Genomic DNA, 22,817 nt, shown 5'->3' with positions numbered 1-22,817 from the left:
TATGTAAGCGTGACTAAAATATAAAATATTAAAATTATTTATAAAATGTAAAGGTGACAAAAATTATAATTTTGAAATTTATAATAAATAACCTGAATTTACATGTTTTTACTTAACTATATTATTATGAAGAAAACAATTACATAAAGAAGGGGCACCGTGTGTTTCATTCATAATAATATGTTGGGAATTACCGATAATAAGAAAAATCACTTCAGAATAATGAAGCGCTTTTAAAACCTAAATAGATGACAAATACTATGCACTTTATTTTTAACAATAGTAATAAAAAACACTCTAATAAAAAACATTGGCACTTTGAGCCTTGAAAGTGTGGCTAGCGTTAAATTATAATAATAAAGAAGTGTATATTTTAATGGAGGGTTAACATACATGCAAAGACATGCAATAGTACTCGCAGCTGGTAAGGGTACACGTATGAAATCAAAGAAATACAAAGTACTACATGATGTCGCTGGCAAATCAATGATTGAACATGTCGTGGATAATGTAAAACAATCCGGCATAGAACAACTTGTAACAATCGTAGGTCATGGTGCAGAAAGCGTGAAAGAAACGTTAGGCGATGCATCGCTTTATAGTTTTCAAAAAGACCAATTAGGTACTGCACATGCCGTTAAGACGGCGAGTGAACATTTAAATGATAAACAGGGTACAACGTTAGTGGTTTGTGGAGATACGCCATTAATTACGACGGAAACACTTAAATCTTTAATTGAACATCACGAAAATAACCAAGCACAAGCTACTGTATTAACAGCTACAGCGTCGAACCCATATGGTTATGGCCGTATTATACGTGATGCAGACAATCAATTAGTTAAAATAGTCGAGCAAAAAGATGCAACAGATACAGAACAACAAATTAATGAAATTAGTTCAGGTATTTTCGCATTTGATAATCAAATTCTATTTGAAAAGTTAGAGTTGGTGAACAACAATAATGTACAAGGCGAATACTACTTGCCTGATGTACTTTCATTAATTTTAGAAGATAAAGGCATAGTGGGCATTTATCATACGAATGATTTTGAAGAAATTATGGGCGTAAATGATCGAGTGATGTTAAGTGAAGCAGAAAAAGCATATAGAAAACGCATCAACGAATTTCATATGAAAAATGGTGTGACAATTGTGGATCCATCCAATACTTATATCGGTTCAGATGTAATTATTGGAGAAGACACGATTATAGAACCTGGAGTTAAACTTGCAGGACATAGTGAAATTGGAGAAGAAACAGTTGTAGGACAATATACAGAAATCACGAATAGTAAAATAGGTGATAATGTTACAATTAAACACTCAGTGATTAATGAAGCAATGGTTGATGATTATGCGATGATTGGGCCATTTGCGCAACTTCGTCCAGGTACAGACTTAGGCAAAAAAGTGAAAGTCGGCAACTTTGTTGAAGTTAAGAAATCAGTTGTAAAAGCAGGAGCTAAATTACCTCACTTGAGTTATATTGGTGATGCAGAAATAGGCGAACGTGTGAATCTTGGCTGTGGTTCAATCACAGTGAACTATGATGGTATTAACAAATTCAAGACGATTATTGGTAATGATTCGTTTATAGGGTGCAATACGAATCTAGTAGCACCTATTACGTTAGGCGAGCGTTCTCTAATTGCTGCGGGCTCTACAATCACTGATAGTGTGCCAGAAGACAGTTTAGCATTAGCGAGAGCTAGACAAACAACCAAAGAAGGTTATTTGAAAAAATAAAAGGTATATGTTTAGACATGCATGCTTGAACTGTTAAACTTAATGTAATTGAATAACTTGTTAACCACAAAATGCTTTATATTGATAAACAATGTAAGTTTGCGCTTGTCTTTAAATGAAAACTAATTGAATGAATTAATTGGAGGACTATAAATGTTAAACAATGAGTATAAGAATTCTGCTTTGAAAATATTTTCTTTAAAAGGTAATGAACCTTTAGCCCAAGAAGTAGCAGATCATGTTGGAATCGAACTAGGTAAGTGTTCAGTAAAACGTTTCAGCGATGGAGAAATTCAAATCAATATAGAGGAAAGTATCCGTGGTTGTGATGTGTTTATTATTCAACCTACATCGAACCCTGTAAATTTACACTTGATGGAATTATTAATTATGGTTGATGCTTGTAGACGTGCATCAGCAGCTAATATTAATATAGTTGTTCCGTATTATGGTTATGCGCGTCAAGATAGAAAAGCACGCAGTCGTGAACCAATTACTGCTAAACTTGTAGCAAACTTAATTGAAACTGCAGGCGCAGATCGTATGATTGCGTTAGATTTACATGCACCTCAAATCCAAGGTTTCTTCGATATGCCAATTGACCACTTAATGGGTGTGCCAATCTTAGCAGAATACTTCAAGAATGAGTCAGGTATTGATCTTGAAGAGTGTGTTGTAGTCTCTCCAGATCATGGTGGTGTAACAAGAGCGCGTAAACTTGCAGATATACTTAAATCACCGATTGCTATTATTGATAAACGTCGTCCAAAACCAAATGTTGCAGAAGTGATGAACATTGTTGGTGAAATAGAAGGACGTACGGCTATTATTATTGACGATATCATTGATACAGCAGGAACAATTACATTGGCAGCTCAAGCATTAAAAGACAAAGGTGCTAAAGATGTATATGCTTGTTGTACACACCCTGTATTATCAGGTCCAGCTAAAGAACGCATTGAAAATTCAGCAATCAAAGAACTAATCGTTACAAATTCAATTCAATTAGATGAAACCCGTAAACCAATCAATACGAAAGAGTTATCTGTAGCTGGTTTATTAGCACAAGCAATTATCCGTGTTTACGAACGCGAATCTGTTAGTGTGCTATTTGACTAATATATTTTATAAATGTATAATGATTTCGTTCGTGAATTCACGAGCAAAATAAACGCTTGCAAGCAACATCATGTTGATGGGCAAGTGAGGGGCTCTTATTTGAGCAAAATGAAAGGTGGAAAATGAATATGGCTGCATTAAAGTCAATTATTCGTCAAGGTAAACAAACACGTTCAGACCTTAAAACACTAAGAAATACTGGTAAAGTACCTGCAATCGTTTACGGTTATGGTACAAAAAATACTTCTGTTAAAGTAGACGAAGTAGCATTTATTAAAGTTATTCGTGAAGTTGGACGTAACGGTGTTATCGAATTAGGCGTAGGTTCTAAAACAATTAAAGTAATGGTTTCAGACTACCAATTCGACCCACTTAAAAACCAAATCACTCACATTGACTTCTTAGCAATCAATATGACTGAAGAACGTACTGTTGAAGTACCTGTTCATTTAATTGGTGAAGCAGTAGGTACTAAAGAAGGCGGCGTGGTTGAACAACCATTATTCAACCTTGAAGTTACAGCTACTCCAGACAATATTCCTGAAGCAATCGAAGTTGAAATCAGCGAATTAGAAATCAATGACAGTATTGCAGTTGAAGATATTAAAGTAACAGGCGACTTTACTATCGAAAATGAAGCTACTGATTCAGTAGTTACAGTAGTAGCTCCGACTGAAGAACCAACTGAAGAAGAAATCGAAGCAATGGAAGGCGAAGCACAAACTCAAGAGCCAGAAGTTGTAGGCGAATCTAAAGAAGACGAAGAAAAATAATATTCTTCACGCTTCATTATCAACATAAGTTGATGATTCCCATATTGTAATATCTTATAAAAAGCACCGTGCTTAATACGTTAAGCAGGTGCTTTTTTATGTTATTATAGTGAATGATATGAAAAAATAATTTTTAATTGTTTATTAATTCAAATACATGAAAATGATATATATAGTTAAGTGAGAACAACAATTGGAGGTAACAAAATGAAATGTATTGTAGGCCTAGGGAACATAGGCAAACGTTTTGAACAAACAAAACATAATATTGGTTTTGAAGTTATAGACTACATGTTAGATCAAAATAAATTTTCATTAGATAAACAAAAATTTAAAGGTGCCTATACAATCGAACGCGTTGGTGGAGAGAAAGTCATGTTTATTGAACCCCTAACAATGATGAATTTGTCAGGTGAAGCGGTAGGTCCGTTAATGAAATATTATGATATAGATATAGATGATTTAGTTGTTTTATATGATGATTTAGATTTACCACAAGGAGAGATTCGCCTAAGACAAAAAGGCAGCGCTGGTGGTCATAATGGGATTAAATCAATGATTCAAGTATTAGGAACAGACCAATTCAAGCGTATTAGAATCGGTGTAGATAGACCTTCAAATGGTATGTCAATTGTCGATTATGTGTTACAAAAATTTTCAAAACAAGAAATGCAAATAATGAATAAAGTAATAGCATATTCTGCGCGTGCAGTTGAAGCTTATATAGAAAGTTCTCGCTTTGATCATGTGATGAATGAATATAATGGTGAAGTCAAGTGAAATCAATAATTACACAATATATAAATGAAGACAAACGATACCAAGAATTAAACGACGTATTTGGTGAAGAAAATGTGCTTGTCACTGGCTTATCTGGAGCAGCTAAATCAACAATTATAGCCGAAAAATATTTACACAGCACTAAACAATTATTAGTTGTTACAAATAATTTATATCAAGCAGATAAATTGGAAAGTGATTTGCTGCAATTTGTAGATGCAGATGAGGTCTATAAATATCCAATGCAAGATATCATGACAGAAGAATTCTCAACACAAAGCCCTCAATTTATGAGCGAGCGTGTACGCACATTAACTGCACTTGCTCAAGAAAAGAGAGGGTTATTTATCGTACCATTAAATGGTTTGAAAAAATGGCTCACTCCAGTTGAAATGTGGAAATCTCATCAATTAACACTATCTGTTGGTGACGATATTGAAATTGATGAATTTTTAAATAAATTAGTGAATATGGGTTATCGTAGAGAAAGTGTAGTGTCACATATAGGTGAGTTTTCATTACGCGGTGGCATTGTCGATATTTATCCGTTAATTGGGAAGCCAGTAAGAATTGAACTATTCGATACTGAAGTGGATTCGATTCGTGATTTTGATGTGGAGACACAAAGATCAAAAGAGAACATCGAAGAAGTCAATATTACGACAGCAAGTGATTATATTATCACGGACGATGTGCTTAAGCATACAAAATTAAAATTAAAAGAAGCATACGAAAATACACGTCTAAAAATTGAAAAATCGGCACGTAATGATTTGAAAGAAACTTACGAAAGTTTCGAACTTTTTGAATCAACGATGTTTGACCATCAAGTATTGCGTAGACTTGTGTCATTTATGTATGAACAGCCAGCGACGATTATGGATTATTTTAAAGATGATGCTATTGTTGCAGTTGATGAACATAATAGAATTAAAGAAACTGAGCAAACACTTATAACTGAAGTTGATGAATTTATGCAAAATCTTATAGAAAGTGGTAAAGGATTTATTGATCAAAACTTCTTACAATATGATGGATTTGAAGCATTGTTGAAAGATTATCCAGTGACGTATTTTACATTATTCACGGCAACAATGCCTATTCAACTAAATGAAATCATCAAATTTTCGTGTAAGCCCGTACAACAATTTTATGGACAATATGATATTATGCGCTCAGAATTTCAGCGCTTTATTCAAAATGATTATACTGTCGTTGTTCTTGCTGAAACGGAAGTGAGAAAAGAACGTATTCAATCTATGCTCAATGAAATGCATATCCCAACATTTATCGATACACCAGGTCAACAAAACAATGGGGGCAATGCAATTATTACCGAGGGTAGTTTATCAGAAGGATTTGAGCTGCCCTATATGCAACTTGTCGTTGTGACGGAACGCGAATTATTTAAATCTAAACAAAAGAAAAAACCAAAACAACAAAAAACATTAACAAACGCTGAAAAAATCAAATCATACCAAGATTTAAAAGTAGGAGATTATGTCGTACACGTGCATCACGGTGTCGGTAGATACTTAGGTGTTGAAACACTTGAAGTCGGTGGCGTACATAAAGATTACATTAAACTTCAATATAAAGGGACAGACCAATTGTTTGTACCAGTTGATCAGATGGATCAAGTTCAAAAATATGTAGCGTCAGAGGACAAGACACCTAGGTTAAATAAACTTGGTGGTACAGAATGGAAAAAAACAAAAGCTAAAGTACAACAAAGCGTTGAAGATATGGCTGATGAATTAATTGATCTATATAAAGAACGTGAAATGTCAGTAGGATATAAATATGGTCCGGATACGGCAGAACAAAGTGAATTTGAGATAGATTTCCCTTACGAATTAACACCAGACCAAGGTAAATCAATTGAAGAAATTAAGCAGGATATGGAAATTGAACGCCCAATGGATCGATTGTTATGTGGTGATGTAGGCTATGGTAAGACAGAAGTAGCAGTACGTGCAGCGTTTAAAGCTGTTATGGAAGGAAAGCAGGTTGCCTTCTTAGTGCCAACAACAATTTTGGCACAACAGCACTATGAAACATTAATTGAGCGTATGCAGGATTTTCCAATCGAAGTCCAACTCATTAGTCGATTTAGAAGTACAAAAGAAGTTAAAGAAACAAAAGAAAGATTAAAGTCAGGCTTCGTTGATATCGTCGTAGGTACCCATAAATTATTAAGTAAAGATATCCATTATAAAGATTTAGGGTTATTAATTGTGGACGAAGAACAACGATTTGGTGTGCGTCATAAAGAAAGAATTAAATCATTGAAAACGAATGTGGATGTTTTAACACTGACGGCAACACCTATCCCACGTACATTACACATGAGTATGTTGGGGGTTCGTGATTTATCAGTGATTGAAACACCACCAGAAAATCGTTTTCCAGTACAAACTTACGTATTAGAACAGAATACGAATTTTATTAAAGAAGCACTAGAAAGAGAATTATCTAGAGAAGGACAAGTCTTTTATTTATATAATAAAGTGCAATCTATTTATGAAAAACGAGAGCAATTACAAATGTTAATGCCAGAAGCGAATATTGGTATCGCACATGGACAGATGAAAGAAGGAGACTTAGAAGAAACAATGCTAAGTTTCATTAACCATGAATACGATATCCTTGTAACTACTACAATCATCGAAACTGGGGTTGATGTTCCAAACGCTAACACACTTATTATCGAAGATGCGGACCGTTTCGGACTCAGCCAGTTATACCAATTGAGAGGTCGTGTCGGACGTTCGAGCCGTATTGGCTATGCTTATTTCTTGCACCCTACGAATAAAGTATTGTCAGAAACAGCTGAAGATCGTTTGCAAGCAATTAAGGAATTTACTGAGTTAGGTTCAGGATTTAAAATTGCTATGCGTGATTTAAATATTCGAGGTGCAGGTAATCTCTTGGGTAAACAGCAACATGGATTTATTGATTCTGTTGGTTTCGATCTTTACTCACAAATGCTAGAAGAGGCAGTGAATGAAAAACGTGGTGTTAAAGATGAGAAACAAGATGCGCCTGAAATTGAAATTGAACTCAACATTGATGCTTATTTACCTGCTGAATATATTCAAAATGAACAATCTAAAATAGAAATCTATAAAAAATTACGTAAGATTGAAACTGAAGCACAGCTTATGGATGTTAAAGATGAATTAATAGATCGTTTCAATGATTATCCAGTAGAAGTAGAAAGACTGTTGGATATGATGGAGATAAAAGTTCATGCTTTAAATGCCGGAGTGGCGCTTATTAAAGATGTAGGTAAAAAGGTAGAAATTTATCTGTCTGAAAAAGGAACGACAGATATTAACGGAGAAACGTTATTCAAACAAACACAACCATTAGGCCGTGCAATGAAAGTTGGCGTTCAAGATGGTAAAATGAAAGTGACTTTAAATAAAGTAAGTAATTGGTTAGATAGTTTGAAATTCTTAGCGAAATGTTTAGAAGAAAGTATGGTTATATCAGATGAAATCTAAGTACGATAAGAATACGGCCTTTAACGGCGTAGTTGTTCTTACAATCGCACTTGTTATTGTTAAAATATTAAGCGCAATTTACCGTGTTCCGTATCAAAATATACTTGGAGACGAAGGATTATATGCTTATCAACAAATATATCCGATTGTTGCTTTAGGTGTTATTTTAACAATGAACGCTATTCCAAGTGCAGTTACACAAACGTTTGGTACACAAGGGCAATCAAGACAATACACCGAAGTGTTACTGAGGTTACAACTCATTAGTACTGCTTTTTTCTTGGCTGTTTTCATAGGCGCGAAGTGGGTCGCACTTCTAATGGGAGACACTAACCTCACACCAATGTTAAGAGCAGCAAGTTTTAGTTTCTTGTTTGTTGGTATATTGGGAGTCTATAGAGGTTATTACCAAGCGCATCAGCATATGACTGTTCCAGCGATATCACAAGTCATAGAGCAAGTGATACGTGTTGTAATTATCATCTTTGCTATTATATTATTTATGACACAACAATGGTCTGTTTACACAGCTGGTACAGTGGCTATTATCGGTTCAGCAGTAGGGTTTTTAGCATCCAGTATATTCCTAATGCAAGGCAAGCCTTTTAATCTCAAGCAAGCGAATAAACCGAATAACCAGGCAATAGTAGAATGGAAAAAGTTATCACTAGCTATTATCATCTTTGCTGTAAGTCAGCTTATTGTCATCGTTTGGCAAGTGATAGACAGTTTTACGGTCATACATGCACTTCAGAATGCAGGCTTAAATTTTCAAGAAGCAACTACGCAAAAAGGTATTTTTGATCGAGGCGCTTCATTTATACAAATGGGCTTAATTTTGACAACAACATTTTGTTTTGTTCTTATACCGATGCTTACGGATGCGATTAAAGCGCGCAACAATATTCTGATTAATAGATATGCGAATGCCTCTATCAAGATTACAATTATGTTTAGTGTGGCAGCTGGTATTGGATTAATTAATTTACTGCCGGTCATGAATAGTGTGTTTTTTAAAAATGATAGTCTGACTGGTACGTTATCTCTCTATATGCTGACAGTTATATGCGTCTCGCTCATAATGATGGACATTGCTTTATTACAAGTGAAAAATCAAGTTCGCCCTGTGCTAATTGCCTTTATTATCGGTGTTGTTAGTAAAGTAATTCTCAATGTGATTTTAATACCACAATTATTAATGCTAGGTGGTAGTATTAGCACTGTAACTTCACTTATTATATTTACACTCGTTTTACATTATCACGTACTAAAACACTATAAATTCCAGATGATGAAAAAATTCGTATTTAAATTGATTGCTACGATGGTGATGTTGTCAGTAGCTGTTCAAATAGGAATGTGGCTCGTACATACACAAAGTAGAATCACAGGTTTAATTGAATTAATCATCGCAGCAGTTATTGGCGTATTGGTAATCGTTTTCTCTATTGTACGTATGCATTTATTGAGTTATAGAGAATTAAAACATTTACCATTGGGCGATAAACTTTATCATATGAAAAGAGGGAAACATTAATGTCAGGTAAAATAACAATTGTTGGATTAGGTAACTACGGTATTGATGATTTACCTTTAGGTATCTACAAATTTCTTAAAAAACAAATGATGGTTTACACGCGTACATTGGATCATCCTGTAATTAAAGAATTAACCGCAGAAAATATACAATTCAAAAGTTTTGATAGCGAATATGAGGCACAAGAATCATTCGAAGGCGTCTATGAACGCATTGTGTCGCAGCTCATTGAAGTGGCACAGAGTGATGATGTCATATACACAGTGCCCGGACATCCACGTGTAGCTGAAACGACAACTGTGAAATTAGAAGCTTACGCACAAAAGCATAATGATGTTCAGGTTGAAGTTTTGGGAGGCAAAAGCTTTATCGATGATATATTTGAAGCGGTGAAGTTAGACCCAAACGATGGTTTTACATTACTTGATGCGACAGCGATTAAAAAAGAGCAGTTAAATATTCGTACCCATACGCTCATTACTCAAGTTTATAGTCCTATGACTGCAGGCGATTTAAAAGTGACATTGATGGAACATTATCATGATGAGCAAACAGTGTTTATCGTCGATGGTGCACAAAATAATGCTGCAAATGTAATAGAAATACCGCTTTATGAATTAGACCATCATGCAGCTATTTTCAGTAATTTGACGAGTGTATTTATTCCGAAAGTAGAAAAAGAAGAAGCATATTATAGTGATTTCTATTTTGCTGCGAACATTATAGACCAGCTTGTCGATGACGAAATAGGCTGCCCTTGGGATAAAGTGCAAACACACCACACATTAAAACGTTATCTATTAGAAGAAACATTTGAATTGTTTGAAGCAATAGATAACGAAGATGATTGGCACATCATTGAAGAGTTGGGGGACATACTTTTACAAGTATTATTGCATACAAGTATTGGCAAAAAAGCCGGATTCCTTGATATAAATGAAGTGGTTCAAAGCCTTTCAGAAAAAATGATACGTAGACATCCACACATTTTTGGTGATGCCGAAGCGGAAACTGAAGAAGATTTAAAACATATATGGTCAGAAGCAAAAGCAAAAGAAGGTAAAACGAAACGTGTTAAATTTGAAAAAGTATTTGCAGAGCATTTCTTGAAGTTGTATGATAAAACAAAAAATATGTCATTAGATGAAGATGCCTTAAGAAAAATTTTAGCGCAAGGAGGAAATAAATTATGAGATTAGATAAATATCTCAAAGTATCACGGTTAGTGAAACGTCGTACTTTAGCTAAAGAAATTAGTGATCAAGGTCGTATTGCCGTGAATGGTTCAGTAGCGAAAGCAGGTACTGACGTAAAAGTAACAGACGAACTTGTAATCCGATTTGGACAAAAAGTGATTACAATTGAAGTTACTGGTTTAAGTGAACATGCGACTAAAGAAAATGCAAAAGGTATGTATGAACTAGTCAAAGAAGAAAAGGTTAGTGGAGACTAGAAAAGGAGGTGGCAAGCAATGAGTAAAAAAGTTGAGAACATAGGTAATACGTTCACTTCTGCTGAAAATAAAAAGAAACAACAGCAAAAAAAGAGAAGACGTGTCGTACGTAAACGTATTACTTTATTTGGTGGCATATTACTTATCCTCATTATTATTTTAACTGTAATGCTTGTCACTCAAAAACAAAGTAATGTAGACGACGCAGGTGAACGACAAGAAAAAGAACAACATTATCAAAAGCAACAAGACGAAGAACTCGCATTAAAAGAACAATTAAACAATCTCAATGATAAAAGTTATATAGAGAAAGTTGCGCGAGATGATTACTATTTGAGCAATGATGGAGAAGTAATTTTCAAGTTGCCTGGAGAGAAATCTGAGGAAGATTCTAAATCATCAAAAGAAGATAAATAGTGAAATTTATCATTTAAGTCACAATACCATTGTTAATTTATGCAAACAGGCATATAATAGGGTTAAAATCGAAACAAATCGGGAGGATTTATTTACAATATGTCAATCGAAGTAGGAAACAAGCTTAAAGGTAAAGTCACTGGTATTAAAAAGTTTGGCGCTTTTGTCGAACTTCCTGAAGGAAAGAGTGGCTTAGTTCACATAAGTGAAGTTGCAGATAATTACGTGGAAAACGTAGAAGATCATTTATCTGTTGGAGATGTAGTTGAAGTTAAAGTGCTTTCAATTGCTGATGATGGTAAAATTAGTTTATCAATTAAAAAAGCAAAAGATCGTCCACGTAGACCTCAAAGTAAACCTAGTTATAAAAAACCTCAACCAAAAGGTGAGGACTTTGAAAAGAAATTAACAGATTTCTTGAAAGATAGTGAAGATAAATTAACATCTATTAAACGTCAAACAGAATCTAGACGTGGTGGAAAAGGCGCGAAACGTTAATAAATATATATTATAAGACTGTTGAAGCAGGAATTAATTTAACGACTTGAAAACGAAGTACAATAAATTTTTCCAAAATTAAGTTTGATTGTAACAATCTAAGACTGTTTTCTTACTTGAGGAAACAGTCTCTTTTTTATTGTATATAAGTCATAATATTACGAGCATTTGCAGTGTTAAGGTAATATTACAGTTAAGGAGGTAGATAAGTTGAGAGTGAATACTGAAGGCTGGGACAAAAGTAATCACATTGTATTGGCAGTTTCTACTGGTGTAGATAGTATGGTGCTATTACATCAATTGATTACGCGTTTAGCTGATTCATATACTAAGTTGACTTGTCTACATGTAAATCACAATATTCGTCCTGTTGCAGCAGCAGAAGAACAATTTATTAAAACGTATTGTGACGAGCATCAAATCCCCTTGCATGTACAACATCTGGACTTGTCTGCTGTGATAGAAAAAGGTAATAGTATTGAAAATGAAGCGAGATATGAACGTTATCATTGGTTTGATTATATGATGACTGAGTTAAAAGCAGACGTATTACTTACAGCACACCATCAAGACGACCAAATTGAAACGATATTTTATCGACTTATGACTGGGCGCTCTACGAGAAGTAGCTTGGGGATGACATATCTTTCTTCAAGAGGTCATTATAATTTATGCAAACCATTTTTAGAAGTCACGAAAGCAGAAATACATAACTATCAAACAAAATATAATGTTCCATATTATGAAGATGAATCGAATGCAGAAAATCATTATGTCAGAAATGATATTCGCAACCGTATACTACCTGATATAGAAAGTAATAAACACTTATCTACAGAACAATTGCTAAAATTACAAGACTGGCATGATGAACAATTAGAAGTTGTGCGAAATGAAGCTACGACATTTATATCGATATTTGCTGATTTTTGTAATGATGGCCAAGAAGTTACTTTTTCAAGAAAACAGTTTTTAAATTTGCGACATAGTGTCAAAATGGCAGTCTTAGATAAAATTTTTGCTCAATTACCACTAGATAAGTCGTTTACTGAGAAAACTTATAATGAATGGTTTCAACAACTTACAGAAAATGTAACACAATGCACATTATATGCGACACATGAATGGATAATTCATATCGCTTATGATAAATTTATAATAATGGCAAATTGTAAGGAAAAACTAGCTCCGACTAAGATTGATCAACCAGGTGCATACAACTATGGTCGCTATAGCATTGATATTACTAATGAATTTCCTACATTCGAGTATCCTATAGTTATCCGTACAAGAAAAGACGGCGACAAATTTGAACTGAATGGTATGAAAGGGCATAAAAAAATAAGTAGACTACTTATTGATAAAAAGGTTATACAAACTGAACGTAACCAAATGCCAGTTATAGTTAATGCATATAATGAGATTATTGCTGTTGGCACATTATATTTAAAAAATAAATACAATCAATCAATTTTTATACGAAATATGGGAGAGGAATGAAGACATGCGAGATGATTTAAAAGACATTTTATTGTCAGAGGAAGATATACATCAAATTTGTGAAGAGCTAGGTAAGAAAATAACAGAGGAATACAAAGGGAAACCACTTGTTTGTATCGGTATACTAAAAGGATCTGTGATGTTTATGGCAGATTTAATTAAATATATTGATACGCATTTAGCTATCGACTTCATGGATGTTTCTAGTTACCACGGAGGCACTGAGTCAACAGGAGAAGTAAAAATCTTGAAAGACTTAAGTGCATCTATTGAAAATAAAGATGTTTTAATTATTGAAGATATTTTAGAAACTGGTACTACATTAAAATCAATTACTGAATTACTTGAATCACGTCGTGTCAATTCACTTGAAATTGTTACGCTACTTGATAAACCCAACCGTCGTAAAGCAAATATCGAAGCGAAATACGTAGGTAAAAAGATACCTGATGAATTTGTAGTAGGCTATGGTTTAGATTATGCTGAACATTATAGAAATTTACCTTACATTGGTACATTAAAACCAGAAATTTATTCAAAATAAGCAGTACAATTTATTCACAGAAAAAGTTGTTATATACTGTAAGTTACAGTTGAATTAAGTTGATGAATGTGAAAAGTAGGGTTAGACTTAAATCATTTGAAATTTAATACATAAACTTGTGGGTACGTGACAATAAATAATATTCATTTAACTTTAAGCATAGTAGAAAAAAAACTAAAGTGTAAAACAGTAAGAATTGTAAACATAATGCAAAAGTTGAAATAGTAGCCGAAAACTCGAGTGTTGTGTTACAATTTTTGTTAGTTTTATAATTGAAGTAGGAGGAAACGACGCATGCAGAAAGCCTTTCGTAACGTGCTAGTTATCGCAATCATTGGCGTTATTATTTTTGGCTTGTTTTCGTGGCTTAACGGAAATGGGAATATGCCAAAACAGCTTACATATAATCAATTTGTTAAGCAGTTAGATAAAGGTGAGTTAAAATCACTTGAAATACAACCTGAACAAAATGTATATATGGTAAGTGGTAAAACAGATAAAGATGAAGAGTATTCTTCAACTATTTTATATAACAACGATAAAGAGCTAGAAAAAATAACTGATAAAGCACAAAGTCAAGACGGATTGAAATTTACAGTTAAAGAAGAAGAAAAACAAAGTGTATTTGTAAGTATATTAACAACATTAATTCCTGTATTAATTATTGCACTCTTATTTATTTTCTTCCTCAGCCAAGCCCAAGGTGGCGGTGGTGGCGGTGGTAATCGTATGATGAACTTTGGTAAATCCAAAGCGAAAACGTACGATAATCAACAAAAACGTGTACGTTTCACCGATGTAGCCGGAGCAGATGAAGAGAAACAAGAATTAATTGAAATCGTCGATTTCTTAAAAGATAATAAGCAATTTAAACAAATGGGGTCTAGAATTCCTAAAGGTGTTCTTTTAGTTGGTCCGCCTGGTACAGGTAAAACATTATTAGCTCGTGCAGTTGCTGGTGAAGCCGGCACGCCGTTCTTCTCAATCAGTGGTTCAGACTTCGTTGAGATGTTTGTGGGTGTTGGTGCAAGCCGTGTACGTGACTTGTTCGAAAATGCTAAGAAAAACGCGCCTTGTATCATCTTTATTGATGAAATCGATGCAGTTGGTCGTCAACGTGGTGCTGGTGTAGGTGGTGGCCATGATGAGCGTGAGCAAACATTGAACCAATTACTAGTTGAAATGGATGGATTTGGCGACAATGAAGGTATCATTATGATCGCTGCTACAAACCGTCCAGACATATTAGACCCAGCGTTATTACGTCCAGGTCGTTTCGACAGACAAATTCAAGTAGGTCGCCCAGATGCTAAAGGTCGTGAAGCAATTCTTCATGTTCATGCGAGAAACAAACCGTTCGATGAAACAGTTGACTTAAAAGCAGTTTCAGAAAGAACACCTGGTTTCTCTGGTGCAGATTTAGAAAACTTATTAAACGAAGCATCATTAGTTGCTGTACGTGAAGGTAAGAAAAAAATCGATATGCGTGATATTGAAGAAGCGACAGACCGTGTTATCGCTGGTCCAGCTAAAAAATCTCGCGTAATCTCAGAGAAAGAACGTAATATTGTAGCGCACCATGAAGCTGGTCATACAATTATTGGTATGGTTCTTGATGAAGCTGAAGTTGTTCACAAAGTTACAATCGTACCTCGTGGACAAGCTGGCGGTTACGCAATGATGTTACCAAAACAAGATCGCTTCTTAATGACTGAAAAAGAGTTATTAGATAAAATTTGTGGTTTACTTGGTGGACGTGTATCTGAGGACATTACCTTTAATGAAGTATCTACAGGTGCATCTAACGACTTTGAACGTGCGACACAAATTGCACGTCAAATGGTTAGTGAATATGGTATGAGTGAAAAAATTGGAACAGTTCAATTCACAAATAGCAACGGTGGCCAAGTCTTCTTAGGAAAAGAAATGCAAGGCGACACTGAATTTTCAGGACAAATTGCATATGAAATTGATAAAGAAGTTCAACGTATCATCAAGGAACAATATGAGCGTTGTAAGGATATCCTGTTAGAGCATAGATCACAGTTAGATTTAATAGCTAAATCATTATTAACTGAAGAAACATTAGTTGCCGAACAAATCCAATCATTATTTAACGATGGTGTATTACCAGAAGTTGATTATGATAGTGCCAAAGTTGTGGAACATAAAGAGAATGACTTTGAAGAAGGAAAATACGGTAAATCTTACGAAGACGTTCGTAAAGATCAACTATCTTCAGATGATGAAACACAAGATACCAATGAAGAAAACGAACAACAAGATAATAATGACACTGAAGAAACAGGTCATGAACAAGCACCTAATATCGATAAACCTAGCAATCCAAATGATCCAAATGACCCAAGTAACAGAAATTAAGAACTGAACTTAAAGCTTCTTTCTGCTATCATATTGATAGTAGAAAGAAGCTTTTTTAATAACAAGTTATAATAAAACAATTTCCAAACAGATGTTTCGCATTTTCTACTTCGAACGATTACAATAATTGCATTGATAAAAAGTGTAAAAACAATATTAAAGCAAAGATAAAGAAATTTTCAAAACTAGATGATATTAAAGGAGAAATAAACAAAATGACGAATGATTATATAGTTAAAGCATTAGCTTTTGGAGGACAAATTCGTGCTTATAGTGCACTCACAACTGAAAGTGTACAAGAAGCACAAACAAGACATTATACATGGCCAACTGCTTCAGCAGCACTTGGACGTACGATGACAGCGACGGTGATGATGGGGGCAATGCTCAAAGGCGATCAAAAATTAACGGTTACTGTTGATGGTAAAGGTCCAATTGGTAAAATAATTGCTGACGCTGATGCTAAAGGAAATATAAGGGGTTATGTTACGAATCCTCAGACACATTTCCCTTTAAATGATGCTGGTAAATTAGATGTTAGTCGTGCAGTTGGTTCAGAGGGTGCATTGACAGTTGTAAAAGATGTTGGAATGAAGGATTACTTTTCTGGTTCTAGTGAACTCGTTTCTGGTGAATTAGGAGATGACTTCACTTATTATTTTGCTAAAAGTGAACAAGTACCATCGTCAGTAGGTTTAGGCGTATTGGTTAATCCTGACAATACAATTAAAGCTGCAGGCGGTTTTTTATTACAAGTTATGCCAGGTGCAGAAGAAGAAACAGTTAATAAACTTGAAGATGCAATCAATCAAATGACACCAGTTTCGAAATTGATTGATCAAGGTTTAACACCTGAAGAAATTCTTTTCGAAATACTAGGAGAAGAAAACGTACAATTATTAGAAAATCTTCCTGCACGTTTTGATTGTAATTGTGGTCATGAAAAATTCTTAACTGCTATTAAAGGTTTAGGAGAAGCTGAAATTCAAGATATGATTGATAAAGATCATGGCGCAGAAGTTGAATGCCATTTCTGTAGAAGTAAATATAATTTTTCAGAAGATGAGTTATATGGATTAATAGAAAATAGTAAATAAAAGGTTTAAACTAGATATAGAATATGCTATTGAACAAAAATATTGGTACATTAAATCTTCGTAGTTGTATTTGCTGAAAAATCTGATAAAATATAAAGTATATCCGAGAGAATAAGTAGGTTTTAAACTTTTTAATGAAAAGGAGCAATACTAAATGACAAATAAACCAGTAGATAATATTGTAAAAGCAATTGGCAATACACCTGTTGTTAAGTTAAACAATGTTGTGGGAGAAGATGCCGCAGACATATATGTGAAACTTGAATATCAAAACCCAGGTGGCTCTGTAAAAGACCGTATTGCATTAGCAATGATTGAAGAAGCTGAAGAAGCAGGCAAAATTAAACCAGGCGATACAATTGTTGAACCGACAAGTGGTAACACAGGTATCGGCTTAGCTTTTGTTTGTGCGGCTAAAGGGTATAAAGCAGTATTTACGATGCCTGAAACAATGAGTCAAGAACGTCGTAACTTATTAAAAGCATACGGCGCAGAATTAGTATTAACACCTGGATCAGAAGCAATGAAAGGTGCAATCAAAAAAGCTAAAGAATTAAAAGAAGAATTTGGTTATTATGAACCACAACAATTCGAAAACCCAGCGAACCCTCGTGTACACGAATTAACAACTGGGCCAGAATTAGTTGAACAATTTGAAGGCAAAACAATTGATTCATTCTTAGCTGGCGTGGGTACTGGCGGAACACTTAGTGGTGCTGGTAAAGTATTAAAAGAAAAATACCCAGACATCAATCTTGTAGCGATTGAACCAGAAGACTCGCCTATCTTAAGTGGTGGCGAACCAGGTCCGCATAAATTACAAGGTTTAGGTGCAGGATTTGTACCAGATACTTTAGATACAAACATTTACGATGAGATCATCAAAGTAGGCAACGAAGCTGCTATGGATATGTCACGTAGAGTTGCTAAAGAAGAAGGTATCTTAGGTGGTATTTCTTCAGGTGCAGCGATTGTCGCAGCGATTGAAAAAGCAAAATCATTAGGTAAAGGTAAAACAGTTGTTACCGTATTACCAAGTAATGGTGAACGTTATCTTTCTACACCGCTATATTCATTTGATGACTAAATGATAGATTTTTAACAATTACCGACCACATATTCATGTGAGTCGGTTTTTTGTGTATACATAAGTATATTTGATTTTAAGTTTTGTTTACTGAAAAAAATGAAAATTAACGTTATTATAGAATAGTAAATAAAATACATAAGAAAAAATCATTTATAAAGTGAAAGGAAGAAGAATAATTATGACGCATACAAAAATTATGGGCATATTAAATGTAACTCCTGACTCTTTTTCTGATGGTGGTAAGTATAATACAGTTGAAAAAGCGATTAAGAGAGCAAAAGAAATGATGAACGAAGGTGTTGATATTATAGATGTCGGGGGGATATCTACTCGTCCAGGTTTTGAAGAGATAAGTGTTGAGGAAGAGCTAGAGCGTGTTGTCCCTGTTGTAAGTGCGTTGGCTGACTTAGATGTACAATTATCTATAGATACCTACCGAAGTGAAGTGGCAGAATCTGCAATGAAACTAGGTGCCAAGATGATTAATGATCAATGGGCAGGACACTATGATGAACGTATTTTCAATGTAGTAGCGGAATACAATGGTGAGATTGTACTCATGCACAATGGCGATGGTCAAAGAACAGAACCTGTAGTAAATGAGATGTTGTTATATTTATTAAAACAAGCGAATAAAGCGGAAATGGCAGGTATACCTCAACATAAAGTATGGATTGATCCGGGGATTGGCTTTGCAAAAACACGTGAAGAAGAAAAAGAGGTTATGTCACGTTTAGATGAACTTGTAGCGACGGGTTATCCTGTACTATTAGCAACAAGTAGAAAAAGATTCATAAAAGAAATGATAGGGACAAAAACAACGCCTACTGAACGTGACGAAGCAACGGCAGGTACTACTGCGTATGGTATAATGAAAGGCGTAAAAGCGGTAAGAGTTCATAATGTCGCATTAAACGTTCGATTAGGGCAAAGCATGGACTATTTAAAGGAGAATGACGATGAGCGACACAATATTTCTTAATGGTATGAGATTCTATAGTTATCATGGTGCGCTACCAGCTGAAAATGATATCGGACAAATATTTATTGTTGATGTCACAATGAAAGTTGATTTGAGTATGGCTGGTCAATCTGATGATGTTACAGATACTGTCCATTATGGTGAAGTTTTTGAAGAAGTAAAAGCAATCATGGAAGGCGAGCCTGTAAATTTATTAGAGCATCTAGCTGAACGTATTGCAAAACGTATAAATTCACACTATAATCGTGTAATGGAAACGAAAGTTAGAATCACTAAAGAAAATCCACCTATACCTGGTCATTATGATGGTGTAGGCGTTGAAATAGTGAGGGAGAATCTCTAATGGAATATGCTTATTTAGGATTAGGAAGTAATGTTGGAGAAAGAGCGGCACAACTTGATGAAGCGATCCGTATATTAGATAATATAGATGGCATTCAAGTAACGCAAAAATCCCCGATATATGAAACAGAGCCAGTAGGTTATGTCGACCAACCACAATTTTTAAATCAATGTATTGAGATTTATACATCTTTAACACCACAAAAATTATTAAAAGCATGTTTGCTTACTGAACAACAGTTACACCGGGTAAGAGATATACGTTGGGGCCCTAGAACTTTAGATGTTGATATTTTATTATTTGGTAATCATATTATTGATGAAGAAAATTTGAGCGTACCGCATCCACGTATGCTGGAGCGTTCATTTGTACTTATACCATTAAATGATATAGCATCAAATTGTGTAGAACCTCATTCTAATAAAAAAATTGGAAGTATCGTGATTGCAGATGATTCAGTCAAAGAGTATAAAGATTCATAATTATAAAATGTGTGGAAAATGGGAGTCGTAGAGATATATAATAGAGTAGTTCTTGCTCCTACGGGTAGTATAGAGAATGTTACATTTAAGCTTATAGTTAAAAATGTGTGTGTGCTTAATGTGTACTATATCTAAATGATAAGACTAGAAAAGCTTTGAAACAAACAGAACAACAAACGATAGATAACCATCAAACGTTCAAGTGGAAATTGAAGCTAAAGAAGAATAAAAATTAGAACAAGAAGCATAAAGGAGAGAAAGTAATGTCAGAAGAAATGAACGACCAAATGCAAGTCCGCCGTCAAAAATTACAAGAATTATATGATTTAGGTATCGATCCTTTTGGTCAAAAATTTGAGCGTACTTCTACGGCTGACCCGTTGCACGAAGATTGGGATGCATATACAAAAGAAGAATTACATGACAAAGAAGATGAAAGTAACGTAAGTATTGCTGGTCGCTTAATGACTAAACGTGGAAAAGGTAAAGCTGGATTTGCCCATGTTCAAGATTTAACTGGTCAAATACAAATTTACGTAAGAAAAGATCAAGTGGGAGACGAACAATTTGAAGTTTGGAATTCTGCAGACCTTGGAGACATTGTAGGCATAGAAGGTGTAATGTTCAAAACAAATACAGGTGAATTGTCTGTTAAAGCTAAAACGTTCACGTTATTGACTAAAGCATTACGCCCATTACCTGATAAATTCCATGGTTTACAAGATATCGAACAACGTTACCGTCAACGCTACCTTGATTTAATTACAAATCAAGATAGCACGCAAACGTTTATTAACCGTAGTAAGATATTGCAAGAAATGCGTAATTACTTAAATCAAAGAGGATTTTTAGAAGTAGAAACACCTATGATGCACCAAATTCCTGGTGGTGCTGCTGCGCGTCCTTTCGTAACACACCATAATGCTTTAGACGCAACATTATATATGCGAATTGCAATTGAATTACATTTGAAACGTTTAATCGTAGGTGGATTAGAAAAAGTTTATGAAATTGGCCGTGTTTTCAGAAACGAAGGCGTATCAACGAGACACAATCCAGAATTCACTATGATTGAATTATATGAAGCGTATGCTGACTATCAAGATATCATGGATATAACTGAGAACATGATTAGACATATTTCTGAAAAAGTACTTGGTACTGCTAAAGTGAACTATGGTGAAGAAATTATAGATTTAGAATCTGATTGGAAACGAGTTCACATGGTTGATGCTGTTAAAGAAGAAACAGGGGTAGACTTCTTCGAGGTACAAACTGACGAAGAAGCTAAATCATTAGCTAAAGAACATGGTATTGAAATAACAGAAAATATGAAATATGGTCATATCTTAAATGAGTTCTTTGAGCAAAAAGTCGAAGAAACATTAATTCAACCGACATTTATATATGGACATCCAATCGAAATCTCTCCACTAGCTAAGAAAAATCCAGAGGACCCAAGATTTACGGATCGCTTTGAATTATTCATAGTAGGTAGAGAACATGGTAATGCATTCACAGAATTAAATGATCCTATTGATCAAAGAGCAAGATTTGAAGCGCAATTAGTAGAAAAAGAAGAAGGTAATGATGAAGCACATGAAATGGACGAAGATTTCATTGAAGCATTAGAGTACGGAATGCCTCCAACAGGTGGTTTAGGTATTGGTATTGATAGATTAGTAATGCTACTTACTGATTCTGCTTCTATCCGTGACGTATTGTTATTCCCTTATATGAAACAAAAATAAATTATTAAAACCTTGAGATAAACTAAGTAATAATTAATTTAGACATTTAAACTAGATCATATGTTGCGATTTCACGCTGGTGAGACGTAATATATTGTCTAGTTTTTATTTGATTTTTTATAGACATGCTATAAATGAGGGAGAATAGAGGATATAAGTACTAAATAAATTAATTAAATTAGTAATAAGATACAATTAAGTATTATAATGCTATTTAAATATAATAATATACTAAAAAAGGTATGGTAAAGATAGATTCTATGTGATAAGATTATTCAAGTCGAGTTAAGGAAACGAAGCAAGACAGACATAAACATTTAAAATATTTCTTTTCAATAAATGTTCGAAAAGTATTGACTTTAAAGTGGAAATGAATTAATATATAAAAGTCGTCGAAAACGACAAGTGCTTTATACATAACTCAAGTAAAAGTCTTGTAAACAAATCTTTAAGATAGTGTAAAATTGACTATTGCAAATGATTAACAAGTAATGTATCATTAATTGAGTAAGTTAATTTGTCTGGTGGCAATAGCAAAGAGGTCACACCTGTTCCCATGCCGAACACAGTAGTTAAGCTCTTTAGCGCCGATGGTAGTCGGACTTACGTTCCGCAAGAGTAGGACGTTGCCAGGCTTTATATTAAAATTATTTGGAGAATTAGCTCAGCTGGGAGAGCATCTGCCTTACAAGCAGAGGGTCGGCGGTTCGAACCCGTCATTCTCCATCACTTCATGAAAGCCGGCCTAGCTCAACTGGTAGAGCAACTGACTTGTAATCAGTAGGTTGGGGGTTCAAGTCCTCTGGCCGGC

General features: G+C 34.5%; 19 protein-coding genes, 2 tRNA genes and 1 rRNA gene. All 22 read left to right on the top strand.

From position 1 onward, the window contains the following. Nucleotides 1-393: 393 nt before the first annotated feature. Nucleotides 394-1,749 (top strand): bifunctional UDP-N-acetylglucosamine diphosphorylase/glucosamine-1-phosphate N-acetyltransferase GlmU, encoded by a 1,356-nt coding sequence (gene glmU / locus ACA31_RS00125; protein WP_057511373.1) that lies wholly within the window; start codon nucleotides 394-396, stop codon nucleotides 1,747-1,749. Between the two features lie 153 nt (nucleotides 1,750-1,902). Then, entirely contained in the window at nucleotides 1,903-2,868 is a 966-nt protein-coding gene (locus ACA31_RS00120; protein ID WP_057511372.1) for a ribose-phosphate diphosphokinase, read from the top strand. Nucleotides 2,869-2,996: 128 nt separating this feature from the next. Beyond that, on the top strand, nucleotides 2,997-3,641 hold the full coding sequence (locus ACA31_RS00115) for a 50S ribosomal protein L25/general stress protein Ctc (protein WP_057511371.1): 645 nt from the start codon (nucleotides 2,997-2,999) through the stop codon (nucleotides 3,639-3,641). Between the two features lie 207 nt (nucleotides 3,642-3,848). Then, nucleotides 3,849-4,421 (top strand): aminoacyl-tRNA hydrolase, encoded by a 573-nt coding sequence (pth, locus tag ACA31_RS00110; protein WP_057511370.1) that lies wholly within the window; start codon nucleotides 3,849-3,851, stop codon nucleotides 4,419-4,421. Beyond that, nucleotides 4,418-7,930 carry a transcription-repair coupling factor gene (gene mfd, locus ACA31_RS00105; RefSeq protein WP_057511369.1) on the top strand — a complete coding sequence of 1,171 codons (3,513 nt, stop codon included), beginning with the start codon at nucleotides 4,418-4,420 and terminating at the stop codon, nucleotides 7,928-7,930. Before pth ends, mfd begins: the two co-directional genes overlap by 4 nt. Further along, on the top strand, nucleotides 7,920-9,467 hold the full coding sequence (locus tag ACA31_RS00100; RefSeq protein WP_057511368.1) for a putative polysaccharide biosynthesis protein: 1,548 nt from the start codon (nucleotides 7,920-7,922) through the stop codon (nucleotides 9,465-9,467). The genes mfd and ACA31_RS00100 overlap by 11 nt, the downstream gene beginning before the upstream one ends. Beyond that, complete coding sequence (locus ACA31_RS00095; RefSeq protein WP_057511367.1) at nucleotides 9,467-10,660, top strand: MazG nucleotide pyrophosphohydrolase domain-containing protein; 1,194 nt, start codon at nucleotides 9,467-9,469, stop codon at nucleotides 10,658-10,660. Before ACA31_RS00100 ends, ACA31_RS00095 begins: the two co-directional genes overlap by 1 nt. After that, entirely contained in the window at nucleotides 10,657-10,920 is a 264-nt protein-coding gene (locus ACA31_RS00090; RefSeq protein ID WP_057511366.1) for an RNA-binding S4 domain-containing protein, read from the top strand. Before ACA31_RS00095 ends, ACA31_RS00090 begins: the two co-directional genes overlap by 4 nt. An 18-nt stretch (nucleotides 10,921-10,938) precedes the next feature. Further along, nucleotides 10,939-11,337, top strand: coding sequence for an FtsB family cell division protein (locus ACA31_RS00085; RefSeq protein ID WP_057511365.1), 399 nt, complete (start codon nucleotides 10,939-10,941; stop codon nucleotides 11,335-11,337). A 99-nt stretch (nucleotides 11,338-11,436) separates the two neighbouring features. Further along, entirely contained in the window at nucleotides 11,437-11,835 is a 399-nt protein-coding gene (locus ACA31_RS00080; protein ID WP_057511364.1) for a S1 domain-containing RNA-binding protein, read from the top strand. A 210-nt stretch (nucleotides 11,836-12,045) separates the two neighbouring features. Next, complete coding sequence (tilS, locus tag ACA31_RS00075; RefSeq protein ID WP_057511363.1) at nucleotides 12,046-13,335, top strand: tRNA lysidine(34) synthetase TilS; 1,290 nt, start codon at nucleotides 12,046-12,048, stop codon at nucleotides 13,333-13,335. Between the two features lie 4 nt (nucleotides 13,336-13,339). Then, nucleotides 13,340-13,879 (top strand): hypoxanthine phosphoribosyltransferase, encoded by a 540-nt coding sequence (gene hpt / locus ACA31_RS00070; protein ID WP_057511362.1) that lies wholly within the window; start codon nucleotides 13,340-13,342, stop codon nucleotides 13,877-13,879. A gap of 294 nt (nucleotides 13,880-14,173) precedes the next feature. Further along, complete coding sequence (gene ftsH / locus ACA31_RS00065) at nucleotides 14,174-16,261, top strand: ATP-dependent zinc metalloprotease FtsH (RefSeq protein ID WP_057511361.1); 2,088 nt, start codon at nucleotides 14,174-14,176, stop codon at nucleotides 16,259-16,261. Nucleotides 16,262-16,476: 215 nt separating this feature from the next. Beyond that, on the top strand, nucleotides 16,477-17,358 hold the full coding sequence (gene hslO / locus ACA31_RS00060; RefSeq protein WP_057511360.1) for an Hsp33 family molecular chaperone HslO: 882 nt from the start codon (nucleotides 16,477-16,479) through the stop codon (nucleotides 17,356-17,358). Between the two features lie 154 nt (nucleotides 17,359-17,512). Then, nucleotides 17,513-18,445: a cysteine synthase A gene (cysK, locus tag ACA31_RS00055; RefSeq protein WP_057511359.1), complete on the top strand. Its 933-nt coding sequence runs from the start codon at nucleotides 17,513-17,515 to the stop codon at nucleotides 18,443-18,445. Nucleotides 18,446-18,626: 181 nt separating this feature from the next. Further along, the gene (folP, locus tag ACA31_RS00050) at nucleotides 18,627-19,430 is read left to right on the top strand and encodes a dihydropteroate synthase (protein ID WP_057511358.1); all 804 of its coding nucleotides are present in this window, start codon (nucleotides 18,627-18,629) and stop codon (nucleotides 19,428-19,430) included. Beyond that, a complete protein-coding gene (gene folB / locus ACA31_RS00045) occupies nucleotides 19,408-19,773 on the top strand; it encodes a dihydroneopterin aldolase (protein ID WP_057511357.1) in 366 nt (121 codons plus the stop codon). Before folP ends, folB begins: the two co-directional genes overlap by 23 nt. Further along, on the top strand, nucleotides 19,773-20,255 hold the full coding sequence (folK, locus tag ACA31_RS00040; RefSeq protein WP_057511356.1) for a 2-amino-4-hydroxy-6-hydroxymethyldihydropteridine diphosphokinase: 483 nt from the start codon (nucleotides 19,773-19,775) through the stop codon (nucleotides 20,253-20,255). The genes folB and folK overlap by 1 nt, the downstream gene beginning before the upstream one ends. Nucleotides 20,256-20,518: 263 nt before the next feature. Continuing rightward, nucleotides 20,519-22,006 carry a lysine--tRNA ligase gene (lysS, locus tag ACA31_RS00035; RefSeq protein ID WP_057511355.1) on the top strand — a complete coding sequence of 496 codons (1,488 nt, stop codon included), beginning with the start codon at nucleotides 20,519-20,521 and terminating at the stop codon, nucleotides 22,004-22,006. Between the two features lie 520 nt (nucleotides 22,007-22,526). After that, nucleotides 22,527-22,641, top strand: a 5S ribosomal RNA gene (gene rrf / locus ACA31_RS00030). Between the two features lie 18 nt (nucleotides 22,642-22,659). Beyond that, nucleotides 22,660-22,732: transfer RNA gene (locus tag ACA31_RS00025), tRNA-Val, on the top strand. 13 nt (nucleotides 22,733-22,745) lie between these two features. Then, nucleotides 22,746-22,817 (top strand) — tRNA-Thr (locus tag ACA31_RS00020).

The sequence above is a fragment of the Staphylococcus sp. NAM3COL9 genome (assembly GCF_001431205.1).
GTDB lineage: Bacteria > Bacillota > Bacilli > Staphylococcales > Staphylococcaceae > Staphylococcus.
Note: the sequence above shows the minus strand (reverse complement) of the source record. Positions and strands in the feature narration are given on the sequence as shown.

What these genes read in the sequence shown, in the direction of transcription:
- glmU (WP_057511373.1), top strand. Translation starts at nt 394, where the DNA reads ATGCAAAGACATGCAATAGTACTCGCAGCTGGTAAGGGTACACGTATG.
- ACA31_RS00120 (WP_057511372.1), top strand. Translation starts at nt 1,903, where the DNA reads ATGTTAAACAATGAGTATAAGAATTCTGCTTTGAAAATATTTTCTTTA.
- ACA31_RS00115 (WP_057511371.1), top strand. Translation starts at nt 2,997, where the DNA reads ATGGCTGCATTAAAGTCAATTATTCGTCAAGGTAAACAAACACGTTCA.
- pth (WP_057511370.1), top strand. Translation starts at nt 3,849, where the DNA reads ATGAAATGTATTGTAGGCCTAGGGAACATAGGCAAACGTTTTGAACAA.
- ACA31_RS00100 (WP_057511368.1), top strand. Translation starts at nt 7,920, where the DNA reads ATGAAATCTAAGTACGATAAGAATACGGCCTTTAACGGCGTAGTTGTT.
- ACA31_RS00095 (WP_057511367.1), top strand. Translation starts at nt 9,467, where the DNA reads ATGTCAGGTAAAATAACAATTGTTGGATTAGGTAACTACGGTATTGAT.
- ACA31_RS00090 (WP_057511366.1), top strand. Translation starts at nt 10,657, where the DNA reads ATGAGATTAGATAAATATCTCAAAGTATCACGGTTAGTGAAACGTCGT.
- ACA31_RS00085 (WP_057511365.1), top strand. Translation starts at nt 10,939, where the DNA reads ATGAGTAAAAAAGTTGAGAACATAGGTAATACGTTCACTTCTGCTGAA.
- ACA31_RS00080 (WP_057511364.1), top strand. Translation starts at nt 11,437, where the DNA reads ATGTCAATCGAAGTAGGAAACAAGCTTAAAGGTAAAGTCACTGGTATT.
- hpt (WP_057511362.1), top strand. Translation starts at nt 13,340, where the DNA reads ATGCGAGATGATTTAAAAGACATTTTATTGTCAGAGGAAGATATACAT.
- ftsH (WP_057511361.1), top strand. Translation starts at nt 14,174, where the DNA reads ATGCAGAAAGCCTTTCGTAACGTGCTAGTTATCGCAATCATTGGCGTT.
- hslO (WP_057511360.1), top strand. Translation starts at nt 16,477, where the DNA reads ATGACGAATGATTATATAGTTAAAGCATTAGCTTTTGGAGGACAAATT.
- cysK (WP_057511359.1), top strand. Translation starts at nt 17,513, where the DNA reads ATGACAAATAAACCAGTAGATAATATTGTAAAAGCAATTGGCAATACA.
- folP (WP_057511358.1), top strand. Translation starts at nt 18,627, where the DNA reads ATGACGCATACAAAAATTATGGGCATATTAAATGTAACTCCTGACTCT.
- folB (WP_057511357.1), top strand. Translation starts at nt 19,408, where the DNA reads ATGAGCGACACAATATTTCTTAATGGTATGAGATTCTATAGTTATCAT.
- folK (WP_057511356.1), top strand. Translation starts at nt 19,773, where the DNA reads ATGGAATATGCTTATTTAGGATTAGGAAGTAATGTTGGAGAAAGAGCG.
- lysS (WP_057511355.1), top strand. Translation starts at nt 20,519, where the DNA reads ATGTCAGAAGAAATGAACGACCAAATGCAAGTCCGCCGTCAAAAATTA.